18 protein-coding genes are annotated in these 16,761 nt (G+C 39.5%); all 18 read right to left on the minus strand.

Features of this window, described 5'->3' with window-relative positions:
- Nucleotides 1-3: 3 nt before the first annotated feature.
- The 18 genes from dapG to rimP all read right to left on the minus strand — a co-directional run bounded on the left by dapG (nt 4) and on the right by rimP (nt 16,433).
- Nucleotides 4-1,236 carry an aspartate kinase gene (gene dapG, locus ACLHDF_RS04975; protein WP_413917872.1) on the minus strand — a complete coding sequence of 411 codons (1,233 nt, stop codon included), beginning with the start codon at nt 1,234-1,236 and terminating at the stop codon, nt 4-6.
- Nucleotides 1,237-1,275: 39 nt separating this feature from the next.
- The gene (gene asd, locus ACLHDF_RS04980; RefSeq protein WP_413917873.1) at nt 1,276-2,319 is read right to left on the minus strand and encodes an aspartate-semialdehyde dehydrogenase; all 1,044 of its coding nucleotides are present in this window, start codon (nt 2,317-2,319) and stop codon (nt 1,276-1,278) included.
- 190 nt (nt 2,320-2,509) lie between these two features.
- On the minus strand, nt 2,510-3,115 hold the full coding sequence (locus ACLHDF_RS04985; protein WP_034649246.1) for a dipicolinate synthase subunit B: 606 nt from the start codon (nt 3,113-3,115) through the stop codon (nt 2,510-2,512).
- On the minus strand, nt 3,115-4,014 hold the full coding sequence (gene dpaA, locus ACLHDF_RS04990; RefSeq protein ID WP_413917874.1) for a dipicolinic acid synthetase subunit A: 900 nt from the start codon (nt 4,012-4,014) through the stop codon (nt 3,115-3,117). The genes ACLHDF_RS04985 and dpaA overlap by 1 nt, the downstream gene beginning before the upstream one ends.
- Nucleotides 4,015-4,202: 188 nt before the next feature.
- Complete coding sequence (locus ACLHDF_RS04995) at nt 4,203-4,469, minus strand: YlmC/YmxH family sporulation protein (protein WP_413917875.1); 267 nt, start codon at nt 4,467-4,469, stop codon at nt 4,203-4,205.
- A 98-nt stretch (nt 4,470-4,567) separates the two neighbouring features.
- A complete protein-coding gene (locus ACLHDF_RS05000; protein WP_413917876.1) occupies nt 4,568-5,812 on the minus strand; it encodes a M16 family metallopeptidase in 1,245 nt (414 codons plus the stop codon).
- Between the two features lie 28 nt (nt 5,813-5,840).
- On the minus strand, nt 5,841-6,821 hold the full coding sequence (locus tag ACLHDF_RS05005; protein ID WP_413917877.1) for a polysaccharide deacetylase family protein: 981 nt from the start codon (nt 6,819-6,821) through the stop codon (nt 5,841-5,843).
- A gap of 142 nt (nt 6,822-6,963) precedes the next feature.
- The gene (gene pnp, locus ACLHDF_RS05010) at nt 6,964-9,090 is read right to left on the minus strand and encodes a polyribonucleotide nucleotidyltransferase (protein ID WP_413917878.1); all 2,127 of its coding nucleotides are present in this window, start codon (nt 9,088-9,090) and stop codon (nt 6,964-6,966) included.
- A gap of 168 nt (nt 9,091-9,258) precedes the next feature.
- Nucleotides 9,259-9,528 (minus strand): 30S ribosomal protein S15, encoded by a 270-nt coding sequence (rpsO, locus tag ACLHDF_RS05015; RefSeq protein WP_013058831.1) that lies wholly within the window; start codon nt 9,526-9,528, stop codon nt 9,259-9,261.
- A gap of 155 nt (nt 9,529-9,683) precedes the next feature.
- Nucleotides 9,684-10,634, minus strand: a complete 951-nt coding sequence (gene ribF / locus ACLHDF_RS05020) for a bifunctional riboflavin kinase/FAD synthetase (protein WP_413917879.1) — start codon at nt 10,632-10,634, stop codon at nt 9,684-9,686.
- A gap of 28 nt (nt 10,635-10,662) precedes the next feature.
- The gene (truB, locus tag ACLHDF_RS05025; protein WP_413917880.1) at nt 10,663-11,580 is read right to left on the minus strand and encodes a tRNA pseudouridine(55) synthase TruB; all 918 of its coding nucleotides are present in this window, start codon (nt 11,578-11,580) and stop codon (nt 10,663-10,665) included.
- 92 nt (nt 11,581-11,672) lie between these two features.
- Nucleotides 11,673-12,038 (minus strand): 30S ribosome-binding factor RbfA, encoded by a 366-nt coding sequence (rbfA, locus tag ACLHDF_RS05030; protein ID WP_195782014.1) that lies wholly within the window; start codon nt 12,036-12,038, stop codon nt 11,673-11,675.
- A gap of 14 nt (nt 12,039-12,052) precedes the next feature.
- Entirely contained in the window at nt 12,053-12,331 is a 279-nt protein-coding gene (locus ACLHDF_RS05035; protein WP_013058835.1) for a DUF503 domain-containing protein, read from the minus strand.
- A complete protein-coding gene (infB, locus tag ACLHDF_RS05040; RefSeq protein WP_413917881.1) occupies nt 12,328-14,199 on the minus strand; it encodes a translation initiation factor IF-2 in 1,872 nt (623 codons plus the stop codon). The genes ACLHDF_RS05035 and infB overlap by 4 nt, the downstream gene beginning before the upstream one ends.
- Nucleotides 14,200-14,218: 19 nt before the next feature.
- Nucleotides 14,219-14,518, minus strand: coding sequence for a YlxQ family RNA-binding protein (locus ACLHDF_RS05045; protein WP_168761242.1), 300 nt, complete (start codon nt 14,516-14,518; stop codon nt 14,219-14,221).
- Nucleotides 14,518-14,799: an RNase P modulator RnpM gene (gene rnpM, locus ACLHDF_RS05050; protein ID WP_013058838.1), complete on the minus strand. Its 282-nt coding sequence runs from the start codon at nt 14,797-14,799 to the stop codon at nt 14,518-14,520. The genes ACLHDF_RS05045 and rnpM overlap by 1 nt, the downstream gene beginning before the upstream one ends.
- A 13-nt stretch (nt 14,800-14,812) precedes the next feature.
- Complete coding sequence (gene nusA, locus ACLHDF_RS05055) at nt 14,813-15,925, minus strand: transcription termination factor NusA (protein WP_251390983.1); 1,113 nt, start codon at nt 15,923-15,925, stop codon at nt 14,813-14,815.
- Between the two features lie 37 nt (nt 15,926-15,962).
- Nucleotides 15,963-16,433, minus strand: a complete 471-nt coding sequence (gene rimP, locus ACLHDF_RS05060; protein ID WP_013084764.1) for a ribosome maturation factor RimP — start codon at nt 16,431-16,433, stop codon at nt 15,963-15,965.
- Nucleotides 16,434-16,761 lie beyond the last annotated feature (328 nt).

Genomic DNA, 16,761 nt, shown 5'->3' on the forward strand with positions numbered 1-16,761 from the left:
AGTTTATCTTTTTTGCGGTGCTTTTGACAAGTCAAAGGCACCGTGAAGAGCATTAACAGCTTTCTTTAAATCCTCTTCTTTGACAAGCACCCAAATCGTCGTGTGGCTGTCAGCAGATTGTAAAATCTGAATACCTTCGCCAGAAAGGGCTGTAACAATTTTAGATGTGACACCAGGCACACCTGCAATTCCTGCTCCAACCGTTGACACTTTGGCACAGTTGCGGATAACAGCCGGGTCATACCCTAGCGCATGAAGCACATCAATCGCTTTGTCAGTCGCTTCATCCGTTACTGTATATACAACACCCTTCGGTGAAATATTGATAAAATCTACGTTGATTTTTTCTTGTGCCATCGCTTTGAATACTTCTGCTTGCGTATCATAATGGCCTTCTTTACTAAACACTTTAATTTGAGTGACGTTTGAAACGTGTGCGATGCCTGTTACAAGGCGCTCTTGCACATCGCTTCCACGCTGCTGTGCTTCACCTTGAGAGGTAACGAGCGTACCTTCTGAATCAGCATATGTGGAACGGACGCGCATCGGCACTTTTGCTTGCATGGCAATCTCTACAGCACGTGGGTGAACCACTTTTGCACCTTGATAAGCCATGTTGCATATTTCGTTATATGTGACAACCGATAGCGGTCTTGCATCTTCTACAATACGCGGATCAGCCGTCATCACACCTTCTACATCCGTGAAAATGTCAATGTAATCAGCCATCAGTGCCGCGCCTAAAGCTGAAGCAGATGTATCGCTACCTCCGCGTCCAAGCGTCGTTGTATCGCCTTCAGTGGTTGCCCCTTGGAAGCCTGTTACAACAACAACATCATATTCTTCTAGTTCTTTCAACAAACGATCGCATTTCATCTCTAGTATTTTGGCATTAGTAAAGTCATTATTCGTCACAAATCCGGCCTGTGCGCCGTTTAGTGCTGTAGCTTTAATACCGTTTTCGTTTAATAAATTCGTAAATACAACCGATGAAATTAATTCTCCGCATGCCATAAGCATATCAAGCTCACGCTTGTTAAGAGACGCTTTATTTCCATCAACAAGTGATAGCAATGTATCCGTTGCATACGGTTCACCTTTTCGTCCCATTGCTGATACAACAACGACTACTTTGTAACCCTCACTTAACGCATTTTTTAAATGATAGATTGCTCTCGCTCTTCCTTCTTCGTTACGAACGGAAGTTCCTCCAAATTTTTGGACGATTATTTTCATACTTACACCTCATCATATTCCGAGACACTCTGGTTGCGCTTATTTTACTAAGCCAAGCTTAATAAGTGATTCTGCAATTTGTACAGAATTCCAAGCTGCACCTTTTAACAAGTTATCAGAAACGATCCACATATGGAAACCGTTATCGCGATCTAAATCTTTACGAATACGGCCGACAAACACATCTCGTTTACCTACACAATCTGCTGGCATTGGATATACTTGATTTTCTGGATCATCTTGCAATACGATACCAGGTGCATCAGCCAATAAATTTTTCACATCAGCTACCGTTACACCGTCTTTTTCAATTTCAATGTACACTGACTCTGAATGACCTGTTACAACCGGTAGACGAACACAAGTAGCAGCTACTGGCAATTCAGGCATGCTCATAATTTTCTTGGTTTCATTGATCATTTTCATTTCTTCAAATGTAAAACCGTTATCTTGAAATTTATCAATTTGCGGAATGGCATTAAAAGCAATTTGATAATGTTTTTTATCTCCACCAACCGGTAAAATTTCCGGTGTAAACTCTTTTTCTTCTAAAATAGCTTTAGCTTGTTCTTTTAATTCATTAATTGCAGCAGCGCCTGCTCCAGAAACGGCTTGATACGTTGATACTAGCACTTTAGATAAACCGTATGTTTCGCGTAATGGCTGTAATGCTGCTACCATTTGAATTGTAGAGCAGTTTGGATTAGCAATAATTCCGTTATGTGCGCGTAATGCTTCTTCGTTCACTTCCGGCACAACTAACGGGACATTTTCATCCATTCGATAAGCGCTTGTGTTGTCTACGACGATTGCTCCGCGTTTTACTGCCTCTGGTGCAAGTACTTTTGAAATGCTGCCTCCTGCACTGAATAAAGCAATATCTACACCTTCAAAGCTATCGGGAGTTGCTTCTTGCACAACAACTTCTTCTCCGTTAAACAACACTTTTTTACCAGCTGAACGAGCTGAAGATAATAACGTTAATTTACCAACTGGAAAATTACGCTCCTGTAGGGTTTTAATCATTTGTTGTCCTACTGCACCTGTTGCTCCTACTACTGCTACATGTAATTCTCTTGTCATTTTAATACCGCCTCCAACAATTTTCAACTACTCAACATTTATCTGCATATACTGACTATTTTAACATATTATTATGCTTCATTGCGTCAAAGAAGAGAAGATTTTTTAAATCTTCTCTTCTTTGAGATTGAGAGTTCTCTTACAGCCGCAGTATTGATAGATTCATCCAACAGCAAGAGGCATATATGTCCTATGACTCTTGACCGTCGCGGAACCTTTCGACAATAACAGGCTGAATCTGTTTATTTTCAAGCGCTGCGTACACCGTATCTGATAACATCGTCATACGCGCTACCATTGAATTTGGCTTAAGCACCGGGTCGTCTTGGCCAAATGGAATAAAATAAATATTTTTAGTCGCCATTAGCCTCATTAAGTTTACACCATTTAGCCCTAGTGCGTCATTAGTCGAAATTCCCAGTACAACTGGCTTATTATTACGAAGCGTGGCTTTAGCTGCCATCAGTACCGGAGATTCAGTCATTGCATTCGCAAACTTACTCATCGTATTTCCAGTGATTGGAGCGACTACCATACAATCAAGAGGAATTTTTGGTCCTAAAGGCTCTGCTTTTACAATCGTATTGATGACGGCATGGCCTGTTAATTCCTCAATTTTTTTCACCCAGTCTTCTCCATCTCCAAAACGAGTATTTGTAGATTGTACAGTGTAAGAAACAACCGGCAATACTTCTGCTCCCAAGTTAACAAGCTTTTCAATTTCTGGCATGACCGCATCATACGTACAGTGAGATCCAGTCAAACCGAATCCTATTCTTTTACCTTTTAATGACATTATTTATTCTCCTCTCTCGCATCCGCAGCGTCTTTTAATAAATTTACCAATACATTAGCTACAATCTGGCCTGCTGTTTTTGGGGCCACAATCCCTGGAAGACCAGGTGCTAAAATAGCTTTAATTCCCCGCTTTTCTGCATAGCGGAAATCAGTTCCTCCAGGCTTTGAAGCTAAATCAATAATGAGCGCGTGGGTTGGGACATTAGATAATGTCTTAGCCGTTAAAATGGGATATGGAATTGTGTTAATACATATATCACTATCAGCAATTTCTTTATCAAGTTCAGAAAGATAAAAAGGTTGCAAGCCCATTTCGGCAATACGTGCTAAATGTTCAGATTTTCTAGCTCCTACTTTTACATTGGCACCGAGCGCAGCAAAGGACCTCGCCACACTCATCCCTACTCTTCCTAAACCGAGAACAGAAATGTTTGAACCGTGAATAGTAAAATCCGTATGTTGAATAACAAGCATGATGGTACCTTCAACAGTAGGAATAGAGTTATAAATCGCTACATCATCACGCTCAAATAGCTGGACGAGTTTACGATTTGTTGTTTTGACTAATTCGTTTAAATACCCATTGCTAATACCAGAATAAATAATGCAGTGCTCAGGCGTTTTTTTAAGTACTTCTTCAGTTAACACTACTTTTTCATTTGAAAAAATAGTATCTACTTGCCCTTCGTGATTTGTTCCAGGCACTGGAAGGATGATGGCGTCAACATCTGAAAAATCCAGCTCCTCTATCTGATATTTTGTCGCACCTGTAAAACCATGATCTAGCTGATCAAAACCAATAAGAGAGGTTTTTGCATCTAATTGAATTAATTTTCGAATGACTTCAAGCTGTCTAGCATCACCGCCGATTACAGCTATGTGCAAATCCGTTAACATGTTTCATTTTCACCTTCTTTAACATTAAATAGATGTATCCTTCGCTTAAACCATCGAGATGTAAAGTGCTATTATTACGCCCTAGAATGCCTATTGCTTTTCTTCAACATACTATGTAAACACACAGGAATCGGTGAATCTTTATCCCTGAAAATAAAAGAAACGAGATGCAGGAAGCATCTCGTTTCTTATTTTGTTGACTCATTATTTATGTCTTCTAGCTGCTGGACATTTACAATCACCATATCTGTACCAATTTTTTCAATATTCCGCCACGGCACTCGCACTTCATCTCCTTGTTTTCGAAACCCAAACCACTTTACAGACGGAATAATAAGCGCGTTGATTTGTCCTGTATGCTCATTAATTTCAAGATCTGTTTGCCCTAAAATCCCTAAACGCTCAGCTCGCTTAACGTCTACAATTTCTTTTCCACTCAGTTCACTTAATCTCATGGAATCCCTCCTTTCATCTAATTTATTGAACAACTATACAAAAAATGATAAAAAAATAAGGCTGGCTCAATTATTTTAGCCAACCTTACTTTTACTGTTTAATTTCCTTTAAAACCCTTAGGTAAATCTCCGCTCGGGCTTATTAATGAAAGAGCAAATTCGTCTTTGAAAATATCTCGTGCAAGACCATTTACACTATCTTTAGTCACGGCATTAACAAGATCTAAAATCTCATCTAATGAACGGTGATAGCCTAGCATTAACTCATTTTTGCCATTTCTGCTCATACGGCTATTTGTGCTTTCAAGACTCAGCATTAAGTTTCCTTTCAGCTGCTCTTTGCTGTTCGCAAGTTCTTTATCTGTAATACCTTTATCTTTTAGCTCATAAAGCGTTTCTTGGACCGTATCATACAATACGTCGAGCTGATGGCTTCCCGTTCCGCCATAAATCGTTACCAGACCGCTGTCTCGATACGAAGAATGGTAAGAGAAAACCGAGTAAGCCAAGCCGCGCTGTTCGCGAACTTCTTGGAACAAACGACTACTCATGCTTCCACCAAGTACGTTATTTAATACAATCAAGCTATATACATCTTCTCCGCCAATCGGCAAGCCTTTAAAGCCAAGGCAAAGATGAGCTTGTTCTGTCTCTTTTTTGCGCGCAATATGATTTGTATGGAACCCTGGCTGAACATATTGATGAGCGGAATGACTTGACGTATATGTACCAAAATAGTTTTCCACCTGTTGAATAAAACTCTCATCAATGTTTCCAGCTACTGAAATAACGATGTTTTCAGGGATATACATTTGCTCCATATACTGACGAAGTGAATCCCCGTTAAATGTTTTTAACGTATCTTCCGTTCCTAAAATCGGATAGCCTAATGGATGATTGCCATATACAGCTTTTCCTAATAAATCGTGTACGATATCATCAGGTGTATCTTCATACATCTTAATTTCCTCATATACGACATTTTTTTCACGAGCTAATTCCTCTTCATCAAATGAAGAATTAAAGAACATATCCGCCAGCACGTCTAGCGCTTGATCTGCGTGTTCATCTAATACCTTTGCATAGTAGCACGTGTATTCTTTAGAAGTGAATGCATTTACTTGTCCCCCAATGCGGTCGAAGCTTTCTGCAATTTCACGAGCAGATCTTGTTTTTGTTCCTTTAAAAAACATATGTTCAAGAAAATGTGATACACCATTGATTTCAGGATGTTCACTTCGAGAACCTGTTCCGATCCACACCCCAATGGCCACAGATCGAACAGTTGGGATATTTTCTAATACAATTCTTACACCATTTTTGCACGTATATCGTTTTATCAAGCTAGTGCCTCCCTTTTGCTTATCTCACTTACTTCTTAGTAGAAGAAGGTATTTTCACCATTCTTTCTTCATCTAGCATCGTTGACACATCGCTGACTTTCAGGCCTTTGCGTTCAATATCTGTTAACAATTGGTCAAGCGATTCAGCCGTTGATTCAGTCGGATGCATTAGTACAATAGCCCCTGGATGAATCTTCTTCATTACTCGATTAATTAACACTTCTGGACTTGGCTTTTGCCAATCGATCGTGTCAACTGTCCACATAATTGTACTCATTTTTAACTGAGAAGCAAGCGTTACTACTTCGGGGCGAAAACTTCCGCTCGGAGGAGCAAACCATTTTACTTTTTGTCCCGTAGTAGATGTAATAATATCATTCGTTTTTTCAAGCTGCTGATTGATTTGACTAGCCGATAACGTGGCCATATCAGGATGAGAATAAGAGTGGTTTCCTACTTCATGCCCTGCGTCTACAATCATTTTTGCCATGTCTGGGTTATTTTTAACCCATTTTCCTTCTAAAAAGAAGGTTGCTTTAGCATGGTGTTTTTTCAGCACTTCTAACATTTTAGGCAAATACTCGTTCCCCCATGCTACGTTCACTGTAAACGATACCATAGGCTTTTCAGCGTGTCCACGGTAGATAGGTTCCTGTGGCAAATCCTCCAAGTGAACCTTTGGTCTAACCTGTTTGTACACTAATTTTTTTTCATCAAATTCACCCGTAGGTTTCATATTTTTATAAGAAGCAGCAAGATCAACTTTTATGCCATTATAGCCAGGAACCCGTTTCCAAACGGGATCAATTCGTGCATTTGCAGCTGGCTTTTCATAATCTTTTGCTTTTTCTTCAATCTTTTGATATAACGCATCATGCTGAGCTGATACAAGTTGTACATCGGATTTAAGTGCTTCTATATATGCTTCAGCAAAAGGATTATAAATAGATTTATATGTAATTGCCAGTAAAAATAGAAATGCTGTAAATTGCATAATGGTTCTCTTCACTTATCCTTCCCCCTTTACCATTTAAAATATGTATAAAGAGGACAAGGTAGAACAAACATCTACAAACGATAAAATCGCCCTACACATGGTTTTTCTTCATGTATGGACGATTTCACAATATCTATATAGTAGTAAAAGAAGATTATTTTGTTTCTTTTGCTTTTTCTTCTTTTTCTTTTTGTTCTTTTAAAATCGCTTTGCGAGACAAGTTAACGCGTCCTTGTTTATCAATTTCCATAACTTTAACTAAAATCTCGTCGCCAATCGATACAACGTCTTCCACTTTTCCAATACGCTCTTCTGCAAGCTCTGAAATGTGAACAAGCCCGTCTTTTCCGCTGAAGATTTCTACAAATGCACCGAATTTTTCAATTCGTTTTACTTTTCCTAAGTACATTTGACCGACTTCAACTTCGCGTACAAGATCTTCAATGATTTTCTTCGCTTTTTCATTCATAGGCTGATCAATAGACGAAATGAAGATTGTACCATCTTGTTCGATATCAATTTTAACGCCTGTTTCTTCGATGATTTTATTGATTTGCTTACCGCTTGGTCCAATAACATCACGAATTTTATCAGGGTTAATAGCCATTGTAAGAATTTTAGGCGCATATTGTGAAAGCTCTTGACGTGGCGTAGCAATCGTTGACATCATATGATTTAAGATCTGCATACGGCCTTTTTTCGCTTGTTGAAGGGCTTCGTCTAAAATTTCACGAGATAACCCGTCAATTTTAATATCCATTTGAAGCGCAGTTACGCCATTTTCCGTACCTGCTACTTTAAAGTCCATATCTCCTAGGTGATCTTCCATTCCTTGAATATCCGTTAGAATCGAATAGTGTTCACCTGATTTGATTAGACCCATCGCAATTCCTGCTACAGGTGCTTTAATTGGAACCCCTGCATCCATCATTGCAAGCGTACTTGCACAAATACTTGCTTGTGAAGTAGAGCCGTTTGACTCTAATACTTCAGATACAAGACGAATTGTATAAGGGAAATCTTTTTCATTTGGAATAACTGGCTCAAGAGCACGCTCGCCTAGCGCACCATGTCCAATTTCACGACGACCCGGTCCGCGCATCGGTCTAGTCTCACCAACACTAAATGATGGGAAGTTATAATGATGCATGAAGCGTTTAGATTCCTCTACACTTAAACCATCTAAAATTTGTACATCCCCAAGTGCGCCTAATGTACAGATACTAAGCGCTTGAGTTTGTCCACGCGTAAATAACCCAGATCCGTGTGTACGAGGAAGCAAGTCTGTTTCAGAAGAAAGGGGACGAATTTCGTCAATGCTACGGCCATCAGGACGCACTTTTTCTTCTGTAATTAAACGACGCACTTCACTTTTTACAAGCTTCGATAAAATTTCATTCACTTGATTTAGTACGTCTTCTTCTACATCTTGCTCTTCAAATTTTGCAGTTACTGCGCTTTTCACTTCTTTGATTGCATCTTCACGCGCATGCTTTTCTTGAACTTGAACGGCACGGTTCATGTCACCTTCTGCAATTTCGCGAACTTGATGCTCAAGGTCAGCATCAACAGTGTAAAGCTCAACTTCTACTTTTTCTTTGCCTACTGCTGCTACAATTTCTTCTTGGAACGCAATTAATTTTTTAATTTGCTCGTGTCCAAACATAATTGCTTCTAACATTACTTCTTCCGGTACTTCATCAGCACCTGCTTCAACCATGTTAATCGCATCTTTTGTACCAGCAACCGTTAGATGAATATCACTTTTTTCAAGCTCATCTACCGTTGGATTTACAACAAATTCGTTGTTTACACGGCCTACGATTACACCTGCAATAGGACCTTCAAATGGAATATCAGATACTGATAATGCTAATGAAGAACCGAACATTGCCGCGATTTCTGAAGAACAGTTTTGGTCTACGCTCATTACTACGCTGACAACTTGAACTTCATTTCGAAAACCATCCGCGAATAAAGGGCGAATCGGACGGTCGATTAAACGGCTAGCCAAGATTGCTTTTTCACTTGGTCTGCCTTCACGCTTAATGAATCCGCCTGGGATTTTACCCACTGCATATAAACGCTCTTCATAGTTTACTGTTAACGGGAAGAAATCTACATTTTTAGGCTCTTTTGAAGCCGTTGCTGTACTTAATACAACTGTGTCTCCATAGCGGATTAATGCTGCGCCATTTGCTTGTTTTGCCAACTGGCCAACTTCAACTTCTAGCTTTCGTCCAGCTAGATCTACAGAGAACACTCGTTTTTCTTGTTCCATATCGACGAGTACCCCTCTCTACATATAAAATATGTATGTAATCAAATGTGATAGTTTTATTATAAACGAAATATCCAAAAACAATAGCTTTTTTCACATTATGTAGCATCTTTAATATTTCTTAAATGTACATACTAAAAAAGCGGGAATGCTCCCGCTTTCTTCTTATTATCGACGTAAACCAAGTTTATTGATTAACTCACGATAACGAGTAACGTCTTTGTTACGTAGGTAGTTAAGTAAGTTACGACGTCGACCTACCATTTTTAAAAGACCACGACGTGAATGGTGATCCTTTTTATGAGTACGTAAGTGACCGTTTAGATTGTTAATTTGCTCTGTTAGGACAGCGATTTGAACTTCTGGAGAACCAGTGTCGTTCGCATGAGTTTTGTACTCACTAATGATTTCATTTTTACGCTCTTGTGTGATAGCCATCCTATTCACCTCCTTATTATTAAACCCCAGTTACCGAGCAAAACGTTGGTGAATCGCAATGCCAAGCAATGGTTGTTTTACATACAATTGTTATGTTACTACTTATTAGAATAAAAAGCAAGTCGTAGCAGCTATTTATATATATTTTTTTATTTCTAATTTTTTTGAATTCCTTCAAAATAAGCAATGGCTTCTTCCTTGTCCTTTGAAATCTGACCGACAAGCTCTTCGATGCCATTGAACTTTTTTTCTGAACGAATCATTCGGTGCCATTTTACCGTTACGTGCTGATCGTAGATTTGCTCATCAAATGATAGTAAGTGGACTTCGATGGTTGGCTTTTCTAAATTATCATGAAAAGTCGGCTTATAACCCACGTTGCATACTCCCGCATACCACTTGCCGTGCAGCTGAAGCTCAACAGCATAAACGCCGATGCGCGGAAGCAAATACTCATCGTCTAAAGCGATGTTAGCAGTCGGAAAACCTATTTGCCTGCCTCGCTTTTCTCCATGAGTTACTGTACCTGATACTTCATAATAGCGCCCGAGCAGCTCTTTTACTCGGTGCATATCTCCATTTGCTAAACTTTCGCGAATGAGCGTTGAACTAATTTTTTCTTCACCATTTGTTAACTTATCAATTGTTGTTTGAGTGAATTTTGATCGAGAATGAAATGGTAGTATTTCCATTGTTCCTTTACCTAACTTTCCATACGTATAGTCAAATCCAGCCACCACATGCTGCACGTTCAGTCCAATAATATACTGATCAACAAACTCTTGAGGCAATAGTGCTGCAAACTGTTTATCAAAATGAACGATATATAAAAAGTCAATTCCCATTTCCTCAATGAGTTTCTTTTTTTCTTGAAGTGGTGTAATCATATCAATGTGCTGTACATTGCGCCCGAGCACCACAGAAGGGTGAGGAGTAAACGTCATAACAGCACTAGCTATGCCTTTTTCATCGGCTAACTGTTTTGCTGAATTTATCACTTGCTGATGCCCTAAATGCACACCATCAAAATAACCAAGCGCTAACACTGACTGTTGAACAGCTTCTCGTTGAAAGTGGTGTGGATGTCGAATTTCAATCGTTTCCAAAACACAGTTCACCTTTTCCCTAACCGGTCTAGTCGATTGCCAACACTTTAACCGGCTTCATTAAATGTTTTTTCGTTGGGTGCTGAGCATAAATTGCTAAGCACTTGCCTGCAGAATTTATCATTAAAAAGAATGATTCTTTTTTTAACTCTTCATCTTCCGTACACGGCAATACCGCGCCGTTTTTCACTTTCTCTGCTAATGTATCACTAATTTGAAGTTTCGGCAAATGATTAAGGGCTTCTTCGATCGAATGTAGTTTCTCATTAATTGTTTCTTCTTCTACCGCTCGTTCAATATCTTCAAATGTTACACAATCTTTTAGTGAAAACTGCCCTGAACCCGTTCGCTGCAAATAAGACATATGAGATGGATAGCCAAGAGCTTCTCCAATCATCACAGCAAGCGTTCGCACATAAGTGCCTTTACTGCACGTTACGCGGAATTTGAAGGAAACTTGTTCTCCTTCAAATAGGTCTCGATCATCCAGCAGTTCAAAGTTATAAATATGAATGTTTCTAACAGGGCGCTCTACTTCGATTCCTTGTCTTGCATATTCATATAATTTTTTACCTTTGACCTTTACCGCTGAGTACATTGGAGGCACTTGCTGAAGTTCTCCTGTCATCGAAGACAGCACTTCTTCAATTTGAGCACGTGAAAAAGAATCCACCACTTTCTTTTCCTCTACAAGCTCTCCGGAAGAATCTTCTGTTGTCGTAGAAAATCCGAGTGTAACTTCTCCTTCATAGGTTTTAATAGCTCCTGTTAGATATTCCACAATTTTGGTAGCTCTACCGATACAAATAGGCAATACCCCTGTAACGTCTGGGTCTAATGTGCCTGTATGCCCTACTTTTTTAGTACGAAGCAGCTTTCGGACTTTAAACACACAGTCGTGCGAAGTCAGGCCAGCTGGTTTATGTAAAACTAAAACACCGTCCACTCGTCCTTCATCTCCTTTTCATTTAAAAAAGGGTGTCTCAGAAGTAAAAACCACTTTTGAGACACCCTTTTTTGTTTCTACATTCACTGATCTTATTCGTTCTCTTGATGGTCATCGCTTTCTTTTTTAATTTCATGAAGCAATGATTCAATTCGATTACCATAATCAATTGATTCATCAAACTCAAACGTAATTTCAGGTGTTTTACGTAAGCGAATACGCTGACCGATTTCTGAGCGGATAAACCCTTTTGCTTTCGCAAGGCCTTTTAACGTATTCTCACGCTGTTCAGCATCTCCTAAAACAGAGATATAAACTTTCGCTTGCTGTAAATCGCCCGTTACTTGAACATCTGTTACAGTCACAAAACCGATGCGTGGGTCCTTGATTTTACGATTTAAAATCTCACCCATCTCTTTTTTCATTTGTTCTCCGACTCTAGTTGCTCTTATATTCATCTGTGTCACCCCTTTTATAACCAATCAAAAGTTGTAATGGTACGTTCAATCTCTGGAAAAGAGTCAATTAAGCTTAACGCTTTTTGAAGTTCTTGTTCCGTTGTGACACGGCTAGATGAGACTGCGACAATGCTAATTTTTGTTCGCTGCCACACATCTTGAAAATCAGTTTCTGAAACCGATACGTTAAACCGCTGCTTCAAGCGCATCAAAATGCGCTGAAGCACGGCACGTTTTTCTTTAAGAGAAGCAGCATCGTAAATTAAGCATTCACACTCCACTAGTCCAATCATTTAGGATCAATTTGCTCCATTACATATGCTTCAATAATATCTCCTTCTTTAATATCATTGAAGTTTTTAATTGTAATACCACACTCATATCCTTGAGCGACTTCTTTTGCATCGTCTTTAAAGCGTTTTAGCACATCTACTTCACCTTCAAAGATAACAATTCCATCACGGATTAAACGAATTCCACTGTTACGTGTAATTTTACCGTCTGTTACGTAACTTCCTGCGATTGTACCAACTTTCGATACTTTGAATGTTTGACGGACTTCTACTTGACCGATGATTTTTTCAGCAAACTCAGGATCAAGCATTCCTTTCATCGCAGATTCAATTTCTTCAATTACTTTATAGATAATGCGGTGAAGACGAATATCTACGTTTTCAGCGTCAGCTGTACGTTTTGCTCCAGCATCTGGACGCACGTTAAAGCCGATAACAATTGCGTTAGAAGCAGTTGCAAGAATGATATCAGATTCTGTAATTGCACCTACACCCGTATGAATAATACGAACATTTACACCTTCTACATCAATCTTTTGAAGAGCAGCAGCCAATGCTTCTACAGAACCTTGTACGTCTGCTTTTACGATAAGGTTCAAGTCTTTCATTTCACCTTGTTTAATCTTTTCAAATAAATCATCTAAGCTTACGCGAGATTTTTCACCACGCTGTTGTTCAAGCTGCTTTTGAGCGCGGGCTTCACCGATTTGACGAGCCGTTTTTTCATCTTCAAACACTAAGAAACGATCTCCAGCTAATGGAACTTCGTTTAAACCAGTAATCTCAACCGGAGTAGATGGTCCTACTTCCTTCACACGGCGGCCGATATCATTTACCATTGCGCGAACGCGACCAAACGTATTTCCGACTACGATTGGATCACCTACGCGTAATGTACCAGTTTGAACAAGAAGCGTCGCTACAGACCCACGGCCTTTATCTAACTGTGCTTCTACAACTGTACCTGCTGCACGACGGTTAGGATTTGCTTTTAACTCTTCTACTTCACTTACAAGTAAAATCATTTCAAGCAATTGATCGATACCTTCACCTGAGATGGCTGAAAGCTTACAGAAGATTGTATCTCCACCCCACTCTTCAGCTACAAGTCCGTGCTCCATTAATTCTTGCATAACGCGATCTGGATTTGCTGCTTCTTTATCCATTTTGTTAACCGCAACAATAATTGGCACTTCAGCCGCTTTTGCATGGTTAATGGCTTCAATTGTTTGAGGCATTACACCATCGTCTGCTGCAACTACAAGGATTGTAATATCTGTTACTTGCGCACCGCGAGCACGCATTGTTGTAAATGCAGCATGTCCTGGTGTATCAAGGAACGTAATTTTCTTTTCGTCAACCACAACTTGATAAGCACCGATATGCTGTGTGATACCGCCTGCTTCTGCAGCCGTTACTTTTGTGTTACGGATAGAGTCAAGAAGCGTTGTTTTACCGTGGTCAACGTGACCCATGATTGTAACAACTGGAGGACGCACTTGAAGATCTTTTTCGTCATCAATGATTTCTAATGATTCAAAATCAGTATCATCTACCACTACTTCTTCTTCAACTTCTACACCGTATTCTCCGGCAATTAGTTCAATAGAATCTTTATCTAACTCTTGGTTAATTGTTGCCATTACACCAAGCATAAATAGTTTTTTAATAATTTCAGAAGGCTCTTTGCCTAATTCTTTTGCTAACTCAGAAACCGTTAAGCTTCCAACAAATGTTACTTTTTCCGGTAACTCTTTTGCAGCTGCTGGAGCTGGTCTACCTTTTGGTGCCTGTGACTTTTGTGCCTGTGGCTTTTTGTTGCCTTTATTGTTTCCTTTATTAGCTGTTGATTTTGTATTTTTATTCAATACTTTCACCCCCATAAAATTAACCGAGCATCGTTGCTAGCTTTTTAGCAAACCCCTCGTCCATAACGGCTACTACAACGCGAGCATCTTTCCCAATCGCTTGACCTAGGGTGTAGCGATTGGGAACCATTCTAACCGAAACGTTATAGTAAGAACATTTATCCGTTACTTTTTTCTTTGTGTTTTCAGACGCATCGCTTGCTAAAAGTACTAACTTTGCTTTTTGTTTCCGAACTTCTCTAACCACAAGTTCTTCTCCAGAAATCAATTTGCGTGCACGGTTTGCAAGCCCTAAAAAGGAGATCCATTGTTCATTCATTAGCGTGACTGTTTCTCCTTTTCTACAAGCGCTAGCAACTCTTCATAAACCGCTTCATCTATTGACGCGCCTAAATGTGTCGAAAGCACATTTTTCTTTTTCGCCAACAAGATTGCTTCTTTATCCTTGCTTACATAAGCTCCGCGCCCGGACTTTTTACCCGTTACATCTACTGAAACGTCGCCTTCTTTTGAGCGTACAACGCGTACTAGCTCTTTTTTAGGCTTCATTTCTCCAGTGGCCACACATTTTCGCATCGGGACTTTTTTACGATTGTTCACCTTGGCTCACCTCTTATTCCATATCTTCATCTGAATCAAATGCATGTTGACTTACTAGCATATCATCGCTGCTGTTTACAACCATACCTTCTTGCTCAGCTTCTGATTGACTTTTAATATCGATTTTCCAGCCTGTCAGCTTAGCAGCTAGACGTGCATTTTGTCCACGTTTACCAATTGCGAGTGACAGCTGATAGTCAGGAACGATAACAGTCGTTGCTTTTTCATTTTCATCTACAATCACATCTACTACCTTAGATGGACTTAGAGCATTGGCAACAAATTCAACTGGGTCATTTGACCAGCGAACGATGTCAATTTTTTCGCCTTTTAGTTCATTCACAACAGCCTGTACGCGTTGACCCTTTGGTCCAACACAAGAACCGACTGGATCTACTTCAGCATACTCAGAGTGAACGGAGATCTTTGAACGGTCTCCAGCTTCGCGAGCTACTGATTTTAATTCAACTGTACCATCATAGATTTCCGGTACTTCTTTTTCGAAAAGACGTTTTAAAAGACCTGGGTGCGTACGTGAAACATAGATTTGTGGGCCTTTTGTTGTTTTTTCTACTTTCGTAATATACACTTTAATACGATCATGAGGTTTATACTGCTCATTTGGCATTTGCTCGCTTTGAGGAAGCAATGCTTCAATTTTACCAAGGCTCACATAAATGAAGCGAGAATCTTGACGCTGAACAATACCTGTCATAATATCTTCTTCGCGATCGCTGAATTCAGAGTAAATAACGCCGCGTTCTGCCTCACGAACACGCTGTGTAACAACTTGTTTTGCTGTTTGAGCCGCGATGCGTCCAAAGTCTTTTGGCGTTACTTCAATTTCAACAACATCGTCTAGCTGGAAGTTAGGGTTGATTGTTTGTGCTTCTTCAACCGAAATTTCTAGACGTGGATCATACACTTCATCAACTACATCTTTGCGGGCAAAAACGCGCATTGAACCTCTTTCTAAATTTAAATCAACGCGTACGTTTTGCGCTTGGTTAAAGTTGCGTTTGTAAGCAGAAATTAGCGCTGCTTCAATTGCTTCAATAATTACATCTTTGCTAATGCCTTTCTCTTTTTCAAGAATGACTAAGGCATCAAATAACTCACTGCTCATTGTTGGATAATCCCCCTTTAATATTGGCCGCTATACATTAAAATACAATCGCTAATCGAGCAAAAGCGACTTTGTCATATGGTAAAACCACCGTTTTTGTGCGTGTTTTGATACGAATAGATAATGTGACAGTTTCTCCGTCAAATGATTGTAATTCGCCTTCAAATTCTTTTGCACCTTCAATTGGTTCATATGTTTTTATGTATACATGCTTACCAATTGCACGTTCAAAATCTTTATCTTTCTTTAATGGGCGTTCCGCACCAGGCGATGATACTTCTAAAAAGTAATTGTGAGGAATTGGATCTACTGCATCCATTTTCTCGCTTAATTTTTCGCTTACTGCTCCGCAGTCTTCGATGTCCACGCCGGTATCAGAGTCGATAAACACACGTAAAAACCAATCTTTTCCTTCTTTTACGTATTCAATCTCCACAAGCTCTAAATTCATTTCCTCTAAGATAGGGGAAACCATTTCTTCTACTGTTTGCTTTACATTTTTACTCATTCTAATCCTCCCTTCGAGACATTGCATGGTATGTTTAGGTTACGCGTTTTTTATGTCTCTTATATCAAAAAAGAGTGGTTTATTTGCTGTTTTTATTTTGCACTCTATAAGAGGTCTAACCTACTAGAGTGGAAATGTTGTCATTTGTATTGCAGGATTTTAAACGTCACATAATAAATTAGTCATGACGATTGAAAAATCTACAGAAAAAACGAATCATGCTAGAAGCCGATTCGTTCTTCATACTACTTACTATGTCAGCAAGTTCATATCAATAAGAAAGAGCGGGTTTCCCCACTCTTTCTCGTCCGTATCCTTAGCATTTCCA

Source organism: Priestia megaterium (assembly GCF_046599315.1).
Classification (GTDB): Bacteria; Bacillota; Bacilli; order Bacillales; family Bacillaceae_H; genus Priestia; species Priestia megaterium_F.